This window comes from Streptomyces sp. NPDC020362 (assembly GCF_040642095.1).
Lineage (GTDB): Bacteria > Actinomycetota > Actinomycetes > Streptomycetales > Streptomycetaceae > Streptomyces.
In genome coordinates this window covers 1-16062 of sequence record NZ_JBFAET010000200.1, presented here as the reverse complement: position 1 = coordinate 16062, position 16062 = coordinate 1, and the positions used below count along the sequence as shown (strand labels likewise).

Sequence of the window (16062 nt, the reverse complement as noted above, 5' to 3'; positions counted from 1 at the left end):
AACAGCTGGCACCAGACCTCCTCCCCGGTCCACAGGGGCCGCAGATAGCGCCGCTTCTGCTCCTCGGTGCCGTAGCGCAGGACGGAGGGGCGGCGCGGCTCTCGGTCCGCAGGGTTCGCCGTCAGTACGACGAACCGGACGCGCCCAGCGAACCCGTCGGGTGCCAGACCGTCTTCGTCTCCAGGAACGCCGTCATGCGCTCGATCCCCGGAGTGGCCGCCCAGGTGTCCACACCCTGTGGACGAAGGACGCGCTTCAGGTTGTCCGCCGCCGCGATCTCCAGCTCCTTCGCCAGCTCCTCGCCGGCGCCCGCGAGATCGATCGCGTTGACGTCCTGGTGCGCGGCCAGCGGCGCCGCGATCTCCGCCGTACGGCCGGACAGGACGTTGACGACGCCGCCGGGCAGGTCGGAGGTGGCCAGGACCTCGCCCAGGGACAGGGCGGGCAGCGGGGCCTTCTCGGACGCCACGACGACCGCCGTGTTGCCGGTCGCGATCACCGGGGCGATCACCGAGACCAGGCCGAGGAAGGACGACTCCTGCGGCGCCAGGACGGCGACCACGCCGGTCGGCTCGGGGGAGGACAGGTTGAAGAACGGGCCCGCGACCGGGTTGGCGCCGCCGACCACCTGGGCGATCTTGTCGGTCCAGCCCGCGTACCAGACCCAGCGGTCGATCGCGGCGTCCACGACCGCGGCGGCCTTCGTCTTCGACAGGCCCTCGGCGTCGGCGACCTCCCGGACGAACTGCTCCCTGCGGCCCTCCAGCATCTCCGCGATGCGGTAGAGGATCTGACCGCGGTTGTACGCCGTCGCGCCGGCCCAGCCGCCGAACGCCTTGCGGGCGGCGACGACCGCGTCACGGGCGTCCTTGCGGGAGGACTGCGGAGCGTTCGCCAGCCACTTGCCCTTTGCGTCGGTCACCTCGTACACCCGGCCGCTCTCGGAACGCGGGAACTTCCCGCCGACGTACAGCTTGTAGGTCTTGAAGACCGAAAGTCGCAGGTCGGTCTTTTCCGTCTTCTCAGACATCGAGGTACGCCTCCAGGCCGTGGCGGCCGCCCTCGCGGCCGAAGCCCGACTCCTTGTACCCGCCGAACGGCGAGGTCGGGTCGAACTTGTTGAACGTGTTGGACCAGACGACGCCGGCGCGCAGCTTGTTCGCGACGGCCAGGATCCGGGAGCCCTTCTCGGTCCAGATGCCCGCCGAGAGGCCGTACTGCGTGTTGTTGGCCTTGGCCACGGCCTCGTCCGGCGTACGGAAGGTGAGGACCGACAGCACCGGGCCGAAGATCTCGTCGCGGGCGATCGTGTGGGCCTGGGTGACGCCCGTGAACAGCGTCGGGGCGAACCAGTAGCCGGAGGAGGGCAGCTCACAGGCCGGGGACCAGCGCTCGGCGCCCTCTGCCTCGCCCTGCTCGGTCAGCGCGGTGATCCGGGCCAGCTGCTCGGCGGAGTTGATCGCGCCGATGTCGGTGTTCTTGTCCAGCGGGTCGCCCAGGCGCAGGGAGGACAGACGGCGCTTGAGGGAGTCCAGCAGCTCGTCCTGGATCGACTCCTGGACCAGCAGGCGGCTGCCCGCGCAGCAGACCTGGCCCTGGTTGAAGAAGATGCCCGTGACGATGCCCTCGACGGCCTGGTCGATCGGGGCGTCGTCGAAGACGATGTTGGCGCCCTTGCCGCCCAGTTCGAGGGTGAGCTTCTTCCCGGTGCCGGCGACCGTGCGGGCGATCTCCTTGCCGACGGCCGTGGAGCCGGTGAAGGCGACCTTGTTCACGTCCGGGTGCGCGACGAGGGCCGCGCCCGTGTCGCCGTAGCCCGGAAGGATGTTGACGACACCCTTGGGCAGGCCCGCCTGGCGGCAGATGTCCGCGAAGAACAGGGCGGAGAGCGGGGTGGTCTCGGCGGGCTTGAGGACGACCGTGTTGCCGGTCGCCAGCGCCGGGGCGATCTTCCACGCCAGCATCAGCAGCGGGAAGTTCCAGGGGATGACCTGGCCGGCCACGCCCAGCGGCCGCGGGTTCGCGCCGAAACCGGCGTGGTCGAGCTTGTCGGCCCAGCCCGCGTAGTAGAAGAAGTGCGCGGCGACCAGCGGGAGGTCCGCGTCGCGGGTCTCCTTGATCGGCTTGCCGTTGTCCAGCGTCTCCAGGACCGCCAGCTCCCGGCTGCGCTCCTGGATGATGCGGGCGATGCGGAACAGGTACTTGGCGCGCTCGGAGCCGGGCAGCGCCGACCACTTCTCGAACGCCTTGCGGGCGGCCTTCACCGCACGCTCGACGTCCGCCTCACCCGCCTGGGCGACCTCGGAGAGGACCTCCTCGGTGGACGGCGAGACCGTCTTGAAGACCTTGCCGTCGGCCGCCTCCACGAACTCGCCGTCGATGAACAGGCCGTAGGAAGGGGCGATGTCGACGACCGAGCGGGACTCGGGCGCCGGTGCGTACTCGAATACGGAAGCCATGATGATCAGTCCACCGTCACGTAGTCGGGGCCGGAGTAGCGGCCGGTGGCCAGCTTCTGACGCTGCATGAGCAGGTCGTTCAGGAGCGAGGAGGCGCCGAAGCGGAACCAGTGGTTGTCCAGCCAGTCCTCGCCCGCGGTCTCGTTGACCAGGACCAGGAACTTGATGGCGTCCTTGGTGGTGCGGATGCCGCCGGCGGGCTTCACGCCGACCTGGACGCCGGTCTGGGCGCGGAAGTCGCGCACCGCCTCCAGCATCAGCAGGGTGTTGGCGGGGGTCGCGTTGACGGCGACCTTGCCGGTGGACGTCTTGATGAAGTCCGCGCCCGCCAGCATGCCCAGCCAGCTCGCCCGGCGGATGTTGTCGTACGTCGACAGCTCGCCGGTCTCGAAGATGACCTTCAGCCGGGCGCTCGACCCGCAGGCCTCCTTCACGGCGACGATCTCGTCGTACACCTTCAGGTAGTGGCCCGCGAGGAACGCGCCCCGGTCGATGACCATGTCGATCTCGTCGGCGCCCGCGGCGACGGCGTCACGGACGTCGGCCAGCTTGACGTCGAGGGCGGCACGGCCGGCCGGGAAGGCGGTGGCGACCGAGGCGACCTTCACGCCGGAGCCGGCGACGGCCTCCTTGGCGACGGCCACCATGTCGGGGTAGACGCAGACGGCCGCGGTGGTGGGGGTCGTCCGGTCCGTCGGGTCCGGGTGGGCCGCCTTGGCGCCGAGCGCCCGGACCTTGCCCGGGGTGTCCGCGCCTTCCAGCGTCGTCAGGTCGACCATCGAGATGGCGAGGTCGATGGCGTACGCCTTCGCGGTGGTCTTGATGGAACGGGTGCCGAGAGACGCGGCGCGCGCCTCCAGGCCGACCGCGTCGACGCCGGGCAGCCCATGGAGGAAGCGGCGCAGCGTGCTGTCGGACGCGGTGACGTCAGCGAGGGCAGCGGGTGCAGTGGTGGGCATGGTCACCAGACGAGCATATCTACGCGCGTAGCTGCTGTACAGCCCCCGGCGCTCATAGCCTCGCCGGAGGTCACGGATGAGCGCCGGTATCGGGGCTCGTAGGGGCGGTCGCGGCGGCTTCGGGCAGAATCGGGACCATGACGACCCCGGACCACCAGTCACCCGCGCCACAGCCGTCGGCGCCCGCCGTCAAGGACCGGATCTACCGCTCGCCCCTGGCGCTGGTGGCCGGTGCCCTGCTGCTCGTGCTCGTCGGCTGGCTGGGCTTCGACGCGCTGGTCCGCGGGCACGGGCGGACTCCCTGGCTCGCGCTGGCCGGGCTGATCCTGATCGTGCCGCTGGTGATCGCCTTCACGCTGCGCCCGGCCGTCTTCGCGAACGACGAGCGGCTGCGGATCCGCAACCCCTTCCGGGTGATCACCGTGCCCTGGGGCGAGATCGCCTCGCTGCGCTCCTCGTACACCAACGAGGTCGTCGCGAAGTCCGGCGTCAAGTACCAGCTGTGGTCCATCCCCGTCTCGCTGCGCGCCCGCAAGAAGGCGGCGCGGCGCCAGATGAGGGCCGGTTCCGGGGCCGGACAGGGAGGGCTCGGCGGGCGGGGCGGGCGGATGGTGGGCCTGGGCGGGTTCGGTGCGTTCGGCAGCGCCGACCTCCCCGCCGGTCCGACGCGCGCCGAGACCGACAAGATCATGGACGAGCTGCGCGACCTCCTGGAGAGGCACGGCGAGACGGAGCAGGCCCAGGGGGAGGTCACCGTGCGCTGGGCCTACGAGGTGGCCGCGCCCGCGGTGGCCGGTGCGGTGCTGCTGGCGATCCTGCTGGCGATCGGGTGAGGGTGCCGACGGTTGCGCCGGTGACGAGCGCCGCCAAGGCCGGGCCGGGACGGCTGGACCGGCTGGGGGCGGGCACGGGACGGTGCCGGGCCCGGCGCGATTCGGCGGGCACTGCCTAAGCTTCCGCCGTGAACGACACAGAGCACGGCATACGGATCAGACCGGGCAGCCCGGCCGACGCACCGGCCATTCTGGACATGCTCGACTCCGCGGTGGTCTGGATGAACGATCGCGGCAACACCGAGCAGTGGGGCACGACACCGTATTCGCGGCGTCCCGGTGGGGTGGCGAGGGTCGAGCGGTACACGACCGAGAACGCCCCCTACATCGCGGAGCTGGACGGAACACCTGTCGGAGCCATGGTGCTGGACTCCGGGCCCAGCCCGCAGATGCCGATCGCGCCGGCCGGGGAACCCGAGCGGTACGTCCGTCTGCTGGTCTCCGACCGGCGGTACGCCGGTCTCGGCATCGGGGCGGCGCTGCTGGTCCATGCCGCCGCGGAGACCCGGCGGGCCGGTGTGGAACTGCTGCGGGTCGACTGCTGGGCGGGCGGCGGGGGCGAGCTGGTCGCGTTCTACGAGCGCAACGGTTTCACCCCCACGGACCGTTTCCTGTCCGAGTCGTGGCCGGGACAGGTGCTGGCCCGACGGGTCGGCTGAGGGCGCGGGCAGGGCACCGGGCCCGCCGGACGCGCCTCAGCGCGCGGCGTACGGGAGGAAGCGGGCCCACGCCGTGGGGGAGAGGGCGAGCCGGGGGCCCTCGGTGGTCTTGGAGTCGCGGACGTGGATGGTGCCGGGGGCGGTGGCTATCTCTACGCAGGATTCGCCGTCGGTGCCACTGCTGTAGCTGCTCTTGAACCACGTCAGTTCGGAGAGGTATCCGGCGGAAGTCTCGCGGATCATGTTTCTCCCCGCAGTCTCTCGATGAAGGCCAGCGACTCCCGAGGTGGGAGGGCCTGCGCCCGGATCGTTCCATACCGCAGTTCGAGGATGCGCAGTTGCTTCGGATCGGTGATCGGCCGGCCGTTGAATGCCCCGTCGGAGCGTCCCACTGTCGTACCGTCCGAGAACTTCAGCAGTTCGATCTTCCCGTCCACTCCTGGATGGGCGTCGGTGCTGGTCGGCATGACTTGGAGTTTGACGTTCCACAACTGCCCCGCCTTGAGCAGGTGTTCGAGCTGCTGTCGCCACACCATTGTGCCTCCGACCGGACGGCGGAGTGGTGCCTCTTCCAGCACGAAATGGAGGGACGGGACCGGGTTCCGCTCGAAGATCGACTGCCGGGCCAGGCGGGCGGCCACCATGCGCTCCACATCGTCCGGCGAGTACGGCGGCTGCGCTGCCTCGAACAGGGCGCGGACATGCTCCGGCGTCTGCAGAAGGCCGTGGACGCTGTTGCACTCGTACACACCGATCTCGACCGCTTGGGCCTCCATCTGTGCCAGAGCTCGCACCTTCTTCGGGTACCGGACCTTGGCCACGTCCTCCTTCATCGCGGCCGGCAAACCACCTGCCCCCAGCACCTCGTCGGCCTTGTCGAGGTACTCGGGCCGCGGAATCCGCTTCCCGCCCTCGATCTTGTAGACCAGGTCCTCGCCGTACCCCACGGCCTCCGCGAACTTCGGGGCCGGCATCCCCACCGACTCGCGGCGCAGTCGTAACTGCCGTCCCACCGTCGTGATCACGGCGACGCCCCACTCGTCGTCCGGATCGACCTCCCAGCCCGGCTCGTCCGCCTCGGTCCTGAGTCGTTCGGCGTCCCCGTCGACCGTCATCGCGCACCCCTCGGTCACCGTGCGTATGCGTAGAGTCATCGATCACCGTAAGGTCAATTACGGGACGGGGTGCGGAGAATGACGAAAAGGGGCGCCCCGGACGGGGCGCCCCTTCGCAGTGCGTACGGGTCAGATGCCTGCCGCCGCCGACAGGTCCCGCTTCAGCGCGGCCAGCAGCTCCGCCGCCTTGGCGTGGGCCGCAGGGAGGCCGGCGTGGGCGGCGACCGGGACGACGGCCTCCAGGTAGCACTTCAGCTTGGGCTCGGTGCCGCTGGGGCGGACGATGACGCGGGCGCCGTCGAGGGTGTAGCGCAGGCCGTCGGTGGGCGGCAGCCTGTCCGTGCCCTGCGTGAGGTCCTCGGCGCGGACCACCGTCAGGCCCGCCAGCTCGGCCGGGGGCTGTTCGCGCAGGCGGCGCATCGCGTCCGCGATGACGGAGAGGTCCTGGACGCGGACCGACAGCTGGTCCGTGGCGTGCAGGCCGTGCTCCACGGCGAGGTCGTCGAGGAGGTCGAGGAGGGTGCGGCCCTCCTCCTTGAGGACGGAGGCCAGTTCGGTGATCAGGAGCGCGGCCGTGATGCCGTCCTTGTCGCGTACGCCCTCGGGGTCCACGCAGTAGCCGAGGGCCTCCTCGTAGCCGTAGCGCAGGCCGTCCACGCGGGCGATCCACTTGAAGCCGGTGAGGGTCTCCTCGTACGGCAGGCCCGCCTTCTCGGCGATGCGGCCGAGGAGGGAGGAGGAGACGATCGACTCCGCCAGCACGCCTCGCGCGCCGCGCCGGACCAGGTGGGCGGCGAGCAGCGAGCCCACCTCGTCGCCGCGCAGCATCCGCCAGTCGTCCCCGCTCTTCACGGCGACGGCGCAGCGGTCGGCGTCGGGGTCGTTGGCGATGACGAGGTCCGGGTCGCTCGTGCGGGCCTGGGCGAACGCCAGGTCCATCGCGCCCGGCTCCTCCGGGTTGGGGAAGGCCACCGTCGGGAAGTCCGGGTCCGGGTCGGCCTGCTCGGCGACGAGCACCGGCTCGGGGAAGCCGGCCCGGGCGAACGCGGCCAGCAGGACGTCGCGGCCGACGCCGTGCATCGCCGTGTAGACCGTGCGGGCGGTGCGGGGGGAGCCGGGGGCGAGGACCGCGTCCGTACGGGCCAGGTAGGCGTCCAGGACCGCGTCGTCCAGGATCTCCCAGCCGGCGTCCGGGCGGGGTACGTCGTTCAGGGAGGCGATCGCCTCGATCTCGGCGGCGATCTCCGCGTCGGCGGGCGGGACGATCTGGGAGCCGTCGCCCAGGTACACCTTGTAGCCGTTGTCCCTGGGCGGGTTGTGGCTGGCGGTGACCTCCACGCCCGCGACCGCGCCCAGGTGCCTTATGGCGAAGGCCAGCACGGGGGTGGGCAGGGGGCGGGGCAGGACCGCTGCGCGCAGGCCGGCGCCGATCATCACGGCGGCGGTGTCCCGGGCGAAGTCGGCGGACTTGTGGCGGGCGTCGTAGCCGATGACGACGAGACCGTCGGTCCGGCCGTTCTTCTTCAGGTACGCGGCGAGGCCGGCGGCGGCGCGGATGACGACCGAGCGGTTCATGCGCATCGGGCCGGCGCCGAGTTCGCCCCGCAGGCCGGCCGTGCCGAACTGGAGGGTGCCGCTGAAACGGGCCGACAGTTCCGTCACGTCGCCGGCGTCGAGCAGCTCGGCGAGTTCCTTGCGGGTCTCCGCGTCGGGGTCCTCGGCGAGCCATGCCTTGGCCCTGGCGATGAGATCGTCGTGCACCTTGGGATCAACCTCTCCTTGTTTGCCTCGTCCATGGGGGCTCCGCCCCCAGACCCCCGTCTGCCCACTCGGCCCACCCGACTCGGTCGGCCGAGAAGCGGACGGGCAGGATCGCGCTCACCGGCACCACGGCATCGCAGCACCGTGGCACGGACCGCCCGCGGCGCCTGCCGCACGTCGCCGCAGGCCCCCCGGGGCGCTTACAGCTTGCCCAGGACCTGGCCGAGCAGTTCGCCCATGCGTGCCGCCGAGTCGCGGCCCGCCTGGAGGACCTCCTCGTGGTTGAGGGGCTCGCCCGTCATGCCGGCCGCGAGGTTGGTGACCAGGGAGATGCCCAGCACCTCGGCGCCCGCCTCACGGGCGGCGATCGCCTCCAGGACCGTGGACATGCCGACCAGGTCCGCGCCGATGACGCGGGCCATGCGGATCTCGGCCGGGGTCTCGTAGTGCGGGCCGGGGAACTGCGCGTAGACGCCCTCCTCGAGGGTGGGGTCGATCTCCTTGCACAGGGCGCGCAGGCGGGGGGAGTAGAGGTCCGTCAGGTCGACGAAGTTGGCGCCGACGATCGGGGACGTGGCCGTCAGGTTGATGTGGTCGCTGATGAGGACCGGCTGGCCGGGGCGCATGCCCTCGCGCAGGCCGCCGCAGCCGTTGGTGAGGACGATGGTCTTGCAGCCGGCGGCGACGGCGGTGCGGACACCGTGCGCGACGGCGGCGACCCCGCGGCCCTCGTAGTAGTGCGTGCGGCCCAGGAAGACCAGCGCGCGCTTGTCGCCGAAGGAGTACGAGCGGATCTTGCCGCCGTGCCCCTGTACGGCCGGCGGCGGGAAGCCGGGCAGCTCGGTGACCTGGAACTCGGCGTCGGGGGCGCCCAGGGCGTCGACGGCCGGAGCCCAGCCGGAGCCCATCACGAGGGCGACGTCGTGGGTCTCGGCGCCGGTGAGTTCGCGCAGGCGCGCGGCGGCGGCGTCGGCGGCGGCGTAGGGGTCGCCCTGGATGTCGTCCGGAAGAAGAGATGCGTTCACGCCGACGAGGGTAGCCGGTCTTCGCCTACGCGCGTAGATGACAGAGCCCACGGGATTGCGATCGTTGTCTTGTCGTTTTCGACAATGGAGGGGCAAATCCGCAGGAAGGGCCCGGTCGGCCGCCTCAGCAGGGGCGCTTGCGGAGTTCCATCACATAGTCGTGGGGCGCCCCCGCGGACTCGGCGGCGTCGGCGATCTCCCCGAGATACCGGGCCGAGGGCAGGCCGCCCTCGTAGCCGTTCAGTACGTATGCCCAGGCGGACTCCTCGCCGTCCAGCGTGTGCACGCGCACCCGGACGCGCCGGTAGATGCCGAGGCCCACGCCCTCCCACCGGTCGAGGGACTCCTCGTCCATGGGCGCGATGTCGTACAGGCCGACGAAAACCTGGGCCCCGGGCTCCTCGACGATCGTCGCCAGCGCGCCCTCCCAGCCCAGCTGCTCGCCGCCGAAGGTCAGCCGCCAGCCGTTCAGCCAGCCTATGGCGCGCAGCGGGGAGTGCGGGGCGCGGCCGGACATCAGCCGCGCGTCGAGGTTGCCGGCGTACGCGGCATAGAGCGACATGGAGAGAGGGTACGGCAGGGGAAACTCCCGCCACGATCGCCCTCTCCCGCCCCAGGAGCCCCGCTCGTGCGGCCCCGGGCAGTAGCACCTTGAAGCGTGCGGGACAATGGGGTACGTGACTCGGATCGTGATCATCGGTGGCGGACCCGGCGGATACGAGGCGGCCCTGGTGGCCGCCCAGCTCGGCGCGGAGGTGACCGTCGTCGACTGCGACGGTCTGGGCGGAGCGTCGGTACTGACCGACTGCGTGCCGTCGAAGACCCTTATCGCTACGGCCGAGGTGATGACCACCTTCGACTCCTCCTACGAGGAGCTGGGCATCATCGTGGCCGACGACACCCCGCCGCTGGAGCAGGCGGCCCGGGTGGTGGGCGTGGACCTCGGCAAGGTCAACCGCCGTGTGAAGCGGCTCGCGCTCGCCCAGTCGCACGACATCACCGCCTCCGTCACCCGCGCCGGCGCCCGGGTCATGCGCGGCCGCGGCCGGCTGGACGGCATGCAGGGCCTGGACGGCTCCCGCAAGGTCGTCGTCACCGCCGCCGACGGCGCCGAGGAGACCCTCACCGCCGACGCCGTCCTCATCGCCACCGGCGGTCACCCGCGCGAGCTGCCCGACGCCCAGCCCGACGGCGAGCGCATCCTGAACTGGACCCAGGTCTACGACCTCACCGAGCTGCCGGAAGAGCTGATCGTGGTCGGCTCGGGTGTGACCGGTGCCGAGTTCGCCGGTGCCTACCAGGCGCTCGGTTCCAAGGTGACCCTGGTCTCCTCGCGCGATCGCGTGCTGCCCGGCGAGGACCCGGACGCCGCCGCCGTCCTGGAGGACGTCTTCCGGCGCCGCGGCATGAACGTCATGGCCCGCTCCCGCGCGCAGTCCGCCAAGCGCGTCGGCGACCGGGTGGAGGTGACGCTGGCCGACGGGCGCGTCATCACCGGCTCGCACTGCCTCATGGCCGTCGGCGCCATCCCGAACAGCGCGGGGCTCGGCCTGGAGGAGGCCGGCGTCAAGCTGCGCGAGTCCGGGCACATCTGGACCGACAAGGTCTCCCGTACGACCGCTCCCGGTGTCTACGCGGCCGGTGACGTGACCGGTGTCTTCGCCCTCGCGTCCGTCGCCGCCATGCAGGGGCGCATCGCCATGTACCACTTCCTCGGCGACGCGGTGGCCCCGCTGAACCTGAAGACGGTCTCCTCGAACGTCTTCACCGACCCGGAGATCGCCACCGTCGGCTACAGCCAGGCGGACGTGGACGCGGGCAAGATCGACGCGCGGGTCGTCAAGCTTCCCCTGCTGCGCAACCCGCGGGCCAAGATGCAGGGCATCCGGGACGGCTTCGTGAAGATCTTCTGCCGCCCGGGCACCGGGATCGTCGTCGGCGGAGTGGTCGTCGCGCCGCGCGCCTCGGAACTCATCCATCCCATCTCGATCGCCGTCGACAACAATCTGACGGTCGAACAGATCGCGAACGCATTCACCGTGTACCCCTCCCTTTCGGGGTCGATCGCGGAGGTCGCGCGCCAGCTCCACACGCGCAAGGCCGGCGGCGAGGCCTGACGGCCGATTCCATGTCCCCGCTGGTCACGGGGAGTTGTCGAGCATGCGTGCGGCATAGTCGGGCGGGGTAGGTCCTATACCACTTCCCGCCTACCCATGCGAACAACTTCTGTTATTCGGCGCAAACTGCTGAAAGCAGACGGTCGTTGGGGTTACTGTCAGTTTCGTGTTCGCTGCAGAACGTCGCCAATTGATCCTCGAAATGGTGCGAGCGAACGGGGCCGTGTCGCTCCGTGAACTCGCCCGCGTCGTCCAGACCTCCGAAGTGACCGTACGACGGGACGTGCGGGCACTGGAGGCAGAAGGACTCCTCGACCGCCGGCACGGCGGTGCGGTACTGCCGGGCGGATTCACGCGGGAGTCCGGCTTTCCGCAGAAGTCCCATCTCGCGACCGCCGAGAAGACCGCCATCGCCGACCTGGCCGCGAGCCTCGTCGAAGAGGGCGAGGCCATCGTCGTCGGAGCGGGGACCACCACGCAGGAGCTGGCCCGTCGGCTCGCCCGGGTGCCCGGACTGACGGTCGTCACCAACTCCCTCCTGGTCGCACAGGCGTTGGCCCATGCCAACCGGGTGGAGGTCGTGATGACCGGCGGCACCCTCCGCGGCTCCAACTACGCCCTCGTCGGCTCCGGCGCCGAGCAGTCCCTGCAGGGGCTGAGAGTGTCGAAGGCGTTCCTGTCGGGCAGCGGTCTGACCGCGGAGCGGGGCCTGTCCACGTCCAACATGCTCTCGGCGTCCGTCGACCGTGCGCTGGTGCAGGCCGCCGCCGAGGTCGTGGTCCTCGCCGACCACACCAAGCTCGGCACGGACACGATGTTCCAGACGGTGCCGACCGATGTCATCACCCGCCTGGTCACCGACGAGCCGCCCGTCCACGACGACCGTGCCGCGACCGAGCTGCAGGCTCTCGCCGATCAGGGGGTGCAGATCGCCGTGGCCGGGGCGAGCGGGAGCCCGGGGGGTGAGCCGGGGCCTGCGGCGCGGCGCGCTCCGCTGCCGGGGCCCAGGCGGGGGCAGGTGCCCGGGGGTGGGCTGCGGGGGATGTTGGGGGAGCCGACGGCAGGGGCCGAGCGGGGGCGTGTCGCCGACCTTCGCAGGCGCTGAGCGGGGCGTGTCGCTGGCCTTCGCAGGCGCTGGGCGGGGCGTGTCGCCGGCCTTCGCAGGCGCTGGGCGGGGCGTGTCGCCGGCCTTCGCAGGCGCTGGGCGGGGCTGTTGCCGGCCTTCGCCTGCGCGCTGAGGGTGCCTGCTCGCCGTAGGGCTTGAGGCCGGCGGGCGGGTGCGGGTCCGGCGTGGTCGTTCGCGCCCCGTGGCGGAGCCGCTGGCAGATGCAGCTCCGCGCCCCTTCAGGGCGGCTGGTGCCGGGTTGTCGGGCGGGTGTGGGTGCGTTGTGGTCGTTCGCGCCCCGTGGCGGAGCCGCTGGCAGATGCAGCCCCGCGCCCCTCAGGGCGGCTGCTCCCCGGTCTCGGTGAAAGGGAACGCCCGGTGGAGCGAAGTCGCTCCACCGGGCGTTGCTCGGGCTCCTGCCGTCAGTCCTTGATCTCGCAGATCGCCGCGCCCGACGTCACCGACGCGCCGACCTCGAAGGTCAGGCCCTTGATGGTGCCCGCCTTGTGGGCGTTCAGGGGCTGCTCCATCTTCATGGCCTCCAGGACGACGACCAGGTCGCCCTCCTGGACCTCCTGGCCCTCCTCGACGGCAACCTTCACGATCGTGCCCTGCATCGGGGAGGCGAGGGTGTCGCCGGACGCCACCGGGCCGGACTTCTTGGCGGCGCGGCGCTTCGGCTTGGCGCCCGCCGCGAGGCCGGTGCGGGCCAGGGACATGCCCAGGGAGGACGGGAGGGAGACCTCCAGGCGCTTGCCGCCGACCTCGACGACGACCGTCTCGCGGCCGGTGTCCTCCTCCGCCTCGGCGTCGGCCGGCGCGGTGAAGGGCTTGATCTCGTTGGCGAACTCGGTCTCGATCCAGCGGGTGTGGACCGTGAACGGGTCGGCGGAGCCGGTCAGCTCCGGGGCGAAGGCGGGGTCCTTGACGACCACGCGGTGGAACGGGATCGCCGTGGCCATGCCCTCGACCTGGAACTCCTCCAGGGCGCGGGAGGCGCGCTCCAGGGCCTCCTTGCGGGTGCGGCCGGTGACGATCAGCTTGGCGAGCAGCGAGTCCCAGGCCGGGCCGATGACCGAGCCGGACTCCACGCCCGCGTCCAGGCGGACACCGGGACCGGACGGCGCGTCGAACCGGGTGACCGTGCCGGGGGCGGGCAGGAAGTTGCGGCCCGGGTCCTCGCCGTTGATGCGGAACTCGAAGGAGTGGCCGCGCAGCTGCGGGTCGTCGTAGCCCAGTTCCTCGCCGTCGGCGATGCGGAACATCTCGCGGACCAGGTCGATACCGGCGACCTCCTCGGTCACCGGGTGCTCCACCTGGAGGCGGGTGTTCACCTCCAGGAAGGAGATCGTGCCGTCCTGGCCGACCAGGAACTCACAGGTGCCGGCGCCCTCGTAGCCGGCCTCCCTCAGGATCGCCTTCGAGGCGCGGTACAGCTCGGCGACCTGCTTCTCGGACAGGAAAGGCGCCGGGGCCTCCTCGACCAGCTTCTGGTGGCGGCGCTGCAGGGAGCAGTCACGGGTGGAGACCACGACCACGTTGCCGTGCTTGTCGGCCAGGCACTGGGTCTCCACGTGGCGCGGACGGTCCAGGTAGCGCTCGACGAAGCACTCGCCGCGGCCGAAGGCGGCGACCGCCTCGCGCACCGCGGACTCGTACAGCTCGGGGACCTCTTCGAGGGTCCGGGCGACCTTCAGACCGCGGCCGCCGCCGCCGAACGCCGCCTTGATGGCGATCGGCAGGCCGTGCTCCTCGGCGAAGGCGACGACCTCGTCCGCACCGGAGACCGGGTCGGGCGTGCCGGCCACCAGGGGGGCGCCGGCCCGCTGGGCGATGTGCCGGGCGGCAACCTTGTCACCCAGGTCGCGGATGGCCTGCGGGGGCGGGCCGATCCAGATCAGCCCGGCGTCCAGGACCGCCTGCGCGAACTCGGCGTTCTCGGACAGGAAGCCGTAGCCCGGGTGGATGGCGTCCGCGCCCGACTCGCGCGCCGCGTTCAGGACCTTGTCGATGTCCAGGTAACTGGTGGCCGGGGTGTCACCGCCCAGGGCGAACGCCTCATCCGCGGCGCGGACGTGCAGAGCGTCCCGGTCGGGGTCTGCATAGACGGCCACGCTCGCGATCCCGGCGTCCCGACAGGCCCGGGCAACGCGGACAGCGATTTCGCCACGGTTGGCGATGAGCACCTTGCGCACGATTGAGGCTCCCTCCTTGAAACAAGCCGAGTTTAGGGACTGCCGACACGTCACTTCGACCCGTCCCCAATGGTGAGCTTGCCCACACGGAGCGTGATGCGAGGCTTGCTCGACCCGCGAAAGTCCTTGTAGCACCTCGGTGCGCAGGACTCCTCCGGGAAACCCTAGCCCTGTCGTGTGGTCAAGGTCTCTGTGAGAGCGTGCTGCGGCCCACTCCGTTTCTTTGTCGAGTCCCTACGAATGGCCCAATGATTCTTTGCTCCTGCCCGAACCCTTGTCCCTGGGTTTACCCGTTAGTAGCGTTCGCGATGACTCGAAACGTACTTCAGGTAACAGCAGCTCTGCTCGGGCTGAGGTCGAAAGTGGGTGGGGGCCGGTGGTACGCAGACCGGTGGCATGGGTCGTGACGGTGGTCCTGTTCGCCGAGGCGCTCGTCATCGCGGCACTGAACTGGTTCCTCGGCATTGTCGTGGACCGGCAGAAGATGTCGCTGGCCGGGCTCGATCCCGACGTCATGTCGACGTCCTCGAAGGTCGGCGGCGTCGTCTTCGGCCTCTACTTCGTCCTGTGCGCCGTGGTGGCCCTGCTCGTCGCGATACGCAATCGCGCCCCGGCCGGCTTCGGTCGCGTCCTGCTGATCAGCGTCGCGGTGGTGCACGCCCTGCTGGGCGCCTTCACCCTGAGCCTGGTGGGCTGGCCGGCGTTCCTGTTCATGATGGTGATGCTCGGGCTCGTCGTCCTGCTCCTGGTGACGTACGACCGTGACGGCGGCCCGGCGCAGGCCTCAGGCGGCGCCCCGGAGGCGGGCGGCGACCCGAAGACCGAGACCGAGCCGGGCGTGTCGCCGGATGCGTTCGAGGGCGTCGCGGGCGAGCCGCACGGCCGAACGGGTGAGCCGCAGGACGGGGACGACGCACCGCAGGACACGGTCCCCGCCCAGCTCACTCAGCCGGTGCCCACAACTCTGTGATGCCGACACCCAGTTCGGCCAGCAGCCGCCGTACCAGGGGCAGGCTGATGCCGATCACATTGCCGTGGTCGCCGTCGATGCCCTCGATGAACGGCGCCGAACGGCCGTCCAGGGTGAACGCTCCCGCGACGTAGAGGGGTTCGCCGGAGGCGACGTACGCGGCGATCTCCTCGTCCGAGGGCTCGCCGAAGCGGACGACGGTGGAGGCGACGCCGGCCACGTACCGGTTGACCACCGTGTCCCAGATGCAGTGGCCCGTCTGGAGGGTCCCGGCCCGCCCGCGCATCGCCTTCCAGCGGGCCGTGGCCTCCTCGGCGTCGGCGGGCTTGCCGAGCGCCTGGCCGTCCAGCTCCAGCACCGAGTCGCAGCCGATCACCAGGGCGCCGTGCACCTCCGGCTTCGCCGCCACCACGGAGGCCTTCGCCTCGGCCAGGGCCAGCGCCAGCTCCGCCGGGGTGGGCGCCGTGATCGAGTCCTCGTCGAAGCCGCTCACGACCACCTCGGGCTCGAGACCCGCCTGCCTCAGGAGGCCCAGACGGGCGGGGGACTGGGAGGCGAGCACGAGTCGCCTGCGCGGCTTAGCAGTCATACCGCCAGGTTAGCGGTGCCGCCGCACTACCTCAGGCCGATCACGATCATCCCGAGCAGCATGGCCAGCGCCAGAACGAGGCCGAGCCGCCGGAGCATCTCCTGCATGTCGCGCAGGTCTTTCGGCGGTTCGTCCTCGGGGTCTGACCACAGCATTCCACCAGCGTGGGGCCGGGCCGGGGAGAATGCCTGAGTAGACGTACTCAAATCGGGGCCCTGATGTCACACCCGGGGGCCCCGGACTCACACCGGGGGCGCCCGCCGGGCTGGGCCGCA

General features: G+C 71.2%; 16 protein-coding genes and 1 pseudogene. 5 read left to right on the top strand and 12 right to left on the bottom strand.

Translation table 11 applies throughout. From position 1 onward, the window contains the following. The 4 genes and pseudogenes from AB0H32_RS39845 to deoC form a co-directional block, all read right to left on the bottom strand. Positions 1 to 89: pseudogene (locus AB0H32_RS39845) on the bottom strand (acyl-CoA dehydrogenase family protein); the annotation flags it as partial. Positions 90 to 121: 32 nt separating this feature from the next. After that, a complete protein-coding gene (locus AB0H32_RS39840) occupies positions 122 to 1030 on the bottom strand; it encodes an aldehyde dehydrogenase family protein (protein ID WP_361131730.1) in 909 nt (302 codons plus the stop codon). Further along, positions 1023 to 2459: an aldehyde dehydrogenase family protein gene (locus tag AB0H32_RS39835; protein WP_361131727.1), complete on the bottom strand. Its 1437-nt coding sequence runs from the start codon at positions 2457 to 2459 to the stop codon at positions 1023 to 1025. Before AB0H32_RS39835 ends, AB0H32_RS39840 begins: the two co-directional genes overlap by 8 nt. A 5-nt stretch (positions 2460 to 2464) precedes the next feature. Then, the gene (deoC, locus tag AB0H32_RS39830; protein WP_361131736.1) at positions 2465 to 3418 is read right to left on the bottom strand and encodes a deoxyribose-phosphate aldolase; all 954 of its coding nucleotides are present in this window, start codon (positions 3416 to 3418) and stop codon (positions 2465 to 2467) included. A 137-nt stretch (positions 3419 to 3555) separates the two neighbouring features. Here deoC and AB0H32_RS39825 point away from each other — a divergent pair, with 137 nt between their 5' ends. Together AB0H32_RS39825 and AB0H32_RS39820 are read left to right on the top strand one after the other, a co-directional pair. Next, positions 3556 to 4251, top strand: a complete 696-nt coding sequence (locus AB0H32_RS39825; RefSeq protein ID WP_361131724.1) for a PH domain-containing protein — start codon at positions 3556 to 3558, stop codon at positions 4249 to 4251. Positions 4252 to 4379: 128 nt separating this feature from the next. Next, positions 4380 to 4910, top strand: a complete 531-nt coding sequence (locus AB0H32_RS39820) for a GNAT family N-acetyltransferase (RefSeq protein WP_361131721.1) — start codon at positions 4380 to 4382, stop codon at positions 4908 to 4910. A 36-nt stretch (positions 4911 to 4946) separates the two neighbouring features. Here AB0H32_RS39820 and AB0H32_RS39815 read toward each other — a convergent pair whose 3' ends face one another. From AB0H32_RS39815 to AB0H32_RS39795, 5 genes are all read right to left on the bottom strand, one after another. After that, entirely contained in the window at positions 4947 to 5153 is a 207-nt protein-coding gene (locus tag AB0H32_RS39815; RefSeq protein WP_361131718.1) for a DUF397 domain-containing protein, read from the bottom strand. Then, complete coding sequence (locus AB0H32_RS39810) at positions 5150 to 6025, bottom strand: helix-turn-helix transcriptional regulator (protein ID WP_361131733.1); 876 nt, start codon at positions 6023 to 6025, stop codon at positions 5150 to 5152. Before AB0H32_RS39810 ends, AB0H32_RS39815 begins: the two co-directional genes overlap by 4 nt. Positions 6026 to 6154: 129 nt before the next feature. Further along, on the bottom strand, positions 6155 to 7786 hold the full coding sequence (locus tag AB0H32_RS39805; protein WP_361131715.1) for a phospho-sugar mutase: 1632 nt from the start codon (positions 7784 to 7786) through the stop codon (positions 6155 to 6157). 200 nt (positions 7787 to 7986) lie between these two features. Further along, positions 7987 to 8811 carry a purine-nucleoside phosphorylase gene (locus AB0H32_RS39800; protein ID WP_361131712.1) on the bottom strand — a complete coding sequence of 275 codons (825 nt, stop codon included), beginning with the start codon at positions 8809 to 8811 and terminating at the stop codon, positions 7987 to 7989. 124 nt (positions 8812 to 8935) lie between these two features. After that, positions 8936 to 9373: a gamma-glutamylcyclotransferase gene (locus tag AB0H32_RS39795; protein ID WP_361131709.1), complete on the bottom strand. Its 438-nt coding sequence runs from the start codon at positions 9371 to 9373 to the stop codon at positions 8936 to 8938. Positions 9374 to 9479: 106 nt separating this feature from the next. Here AB0H32_RS39795 and AB0H32_RS39790 point away from each other — a divergent pair, with 106 nt between their 5' ends. Both AB0H32_RS39790 and AB0H32_RS39785 read left to right on the top strand, forming a co-directional pair. Continuing rightward, a complete protein-coding gene (locus AB0H32_RS39790) occupies positions 9480 to 10928 on the top strand; it encodes an NAD(P)H-quinone dehydrogenase (protein ID WP_361131706.1) in 1449 nt (482 codons plus the stop codon). A 166-nt stretch (positions 10929 to 11094) separates the two neighbouring features. Continuing rightward, a complete protein-coding gene (locus tag AB0H32_RS39785; RefSeq protein ID WP_361131703.1) occupies positions 11095 to 12033 on the top strand; it encodes a DeoR/GlpR family DNA-binding transcription regulator in 939 nt (312 codons plus the stop codon). Between the two features lie 422 nt (positions 12034 to 12455). Here AB0H32_RS39785 and AB0H32_RS39780 read toward each other — a convergent pair whose 3' ends face one another. Further along, positions 12456 to 14228 carry a biotin carboxylase N-terminal domain-containing protein gene (locus AB0H32_RS39780; RefSeq protein WP_361131700.1) on the bottom strand — a complete coding sequence of 591 codons (1773 nt, stop codon included), beginning with the start codon at positions 14226 to 14228 and terminating at the stop codon, positions 12456 to 12458. A 376-nt stretch (positions 14229 to 14604) separates the two neighbouring features. Here AB0H32_RS39780 and AB0H32_RS39775 point away from each other — a divergent pair, with 376 nt between their 5' ends. Next, positions 14605 to 15198 carry a hypothetical protein gene (locus tag AB0H32_RS39775; RefSeq protein WP_361131698.1) on the top strand — a complete coding sequence of 198 codons (594 nt, stop codon included), beginning with the start codon at positions 14605 to 14607 and terminating at the stop codon, positions 15196 to 15198. On the opposite strand, the gene AB0H32_RS39770 is transcribed toward AB0H32_RS39775, so the two are convergent. Together AB0H32_RS39770 and AB0H32_RS39765 are read right to left on the bottom strand one after the other, a co-directional pair. After that, positions 15170 to 15787, bottom strand: a complete 618-nt coding sequence (locus tag AB0H32_RS39770; protein ID WP_361131696.1) for a nucleoside triphosphate pyrophosphatase — start codon at positions 15785 to 15787, stop codon at positions 15170 to 15172. The genes AB0H32_RS39775 and AB0H32_RS39770 overlap by 29 nt on opposite strands. Before the next feature lie 26 nt (positions 15788 to 15813). Further along, the gene (locus AB0H32_RS39765) at positions 15814 to 15942 is read right to left on the bottom strand and encodes a hypothetical protein (protein WP_361131693.1); all 129 of its coding nucleotides are present in this window, start codon (positions 15940 to 15942) and stop codon (positions 15814 to 15816) included. Positions 15943 to 16062 lie beyond the last annotated feature (120 nt).

What these genes read in the sequence shown, in the direction of transcription:
- AB0H32_RS39770 (WP_361131696.1), bottom strand. Translation starts at nt 15,787, where the DNA reads ATGACTGCTAAGCCGCGCAGGCGACTCGTGCTCGCCTCCCAGTCCCCC.
- AB0H32_RS39790 (WP_361131706.1), top strand. Translation starts at nt 9,480, where the DNA reads ATGGGGTACGTGACTCGGATCGTGATCATCGGTGGCGGACCCGGCGGA.
- AB0H32_RS39795 (WP_361131709.1), bottom strand. Translation starts at nt 9,373, where the DNA reads ATGTCGCTCTATGCCGCGTACGCCGGCAACCTCGACGCGCGGCTGATG.
- AB0H32_RS39810 (WP_361131733.1), bottom strand. Translation starts at nt 6,025, where the DNA reads ATGACGGTCGACGGGGACGCCGAACGACTCAGGACCGAGGCGGACGAG.
- AB0H32_RS39840 (WP_361131730.1), bottom strand. Translation starts at nt 1,030, where the DNA reads ATGTCTGAGAAGACGGAAAAGACCGACCTGCGACTTTCGGTCTTCAAG.
- deoC (WP_361131736.1), bottom strand. Translation starts at nt 3,418, where the DNA reads ATGCCCACCACTGCACCCGCTGCCCTCGCTGACGTCACCGCGTCCGAC.
- AB0H32_RS39825 (WP_361131724.1), top strand. Translation starts at nt 3,556, where the DNA reads ATGACGACCCCGGACCACCAGTCACCCGCGCCACAGCCGTCGGCGCCC.
- AB0H32_RS39765 (WP_361131693.1), bottom strand. Translation starts at nt 15,942, where the DNA reads ATGCTGTGGTCAGACCCCGAGGACGAACCGCCGAAAGACCTGCGCGAC.
- AB0H32_RS39835 (WP_361131727.1), bottom strand. Translation starts at nt 2,459, where the DNA reads ATGGCTTCCGTATTCGAGTACGCACCGGCGCCCGAGTCCCGCTCGGTC.
- AB0H32_RS39815 (WP_361131718.1), bottom strand. Translation starts at nt 5,153, where the DNA reads ATGATCCGCGAGACTTCCGCCGGATACCTCTCCGAACTGACGTGGTTC.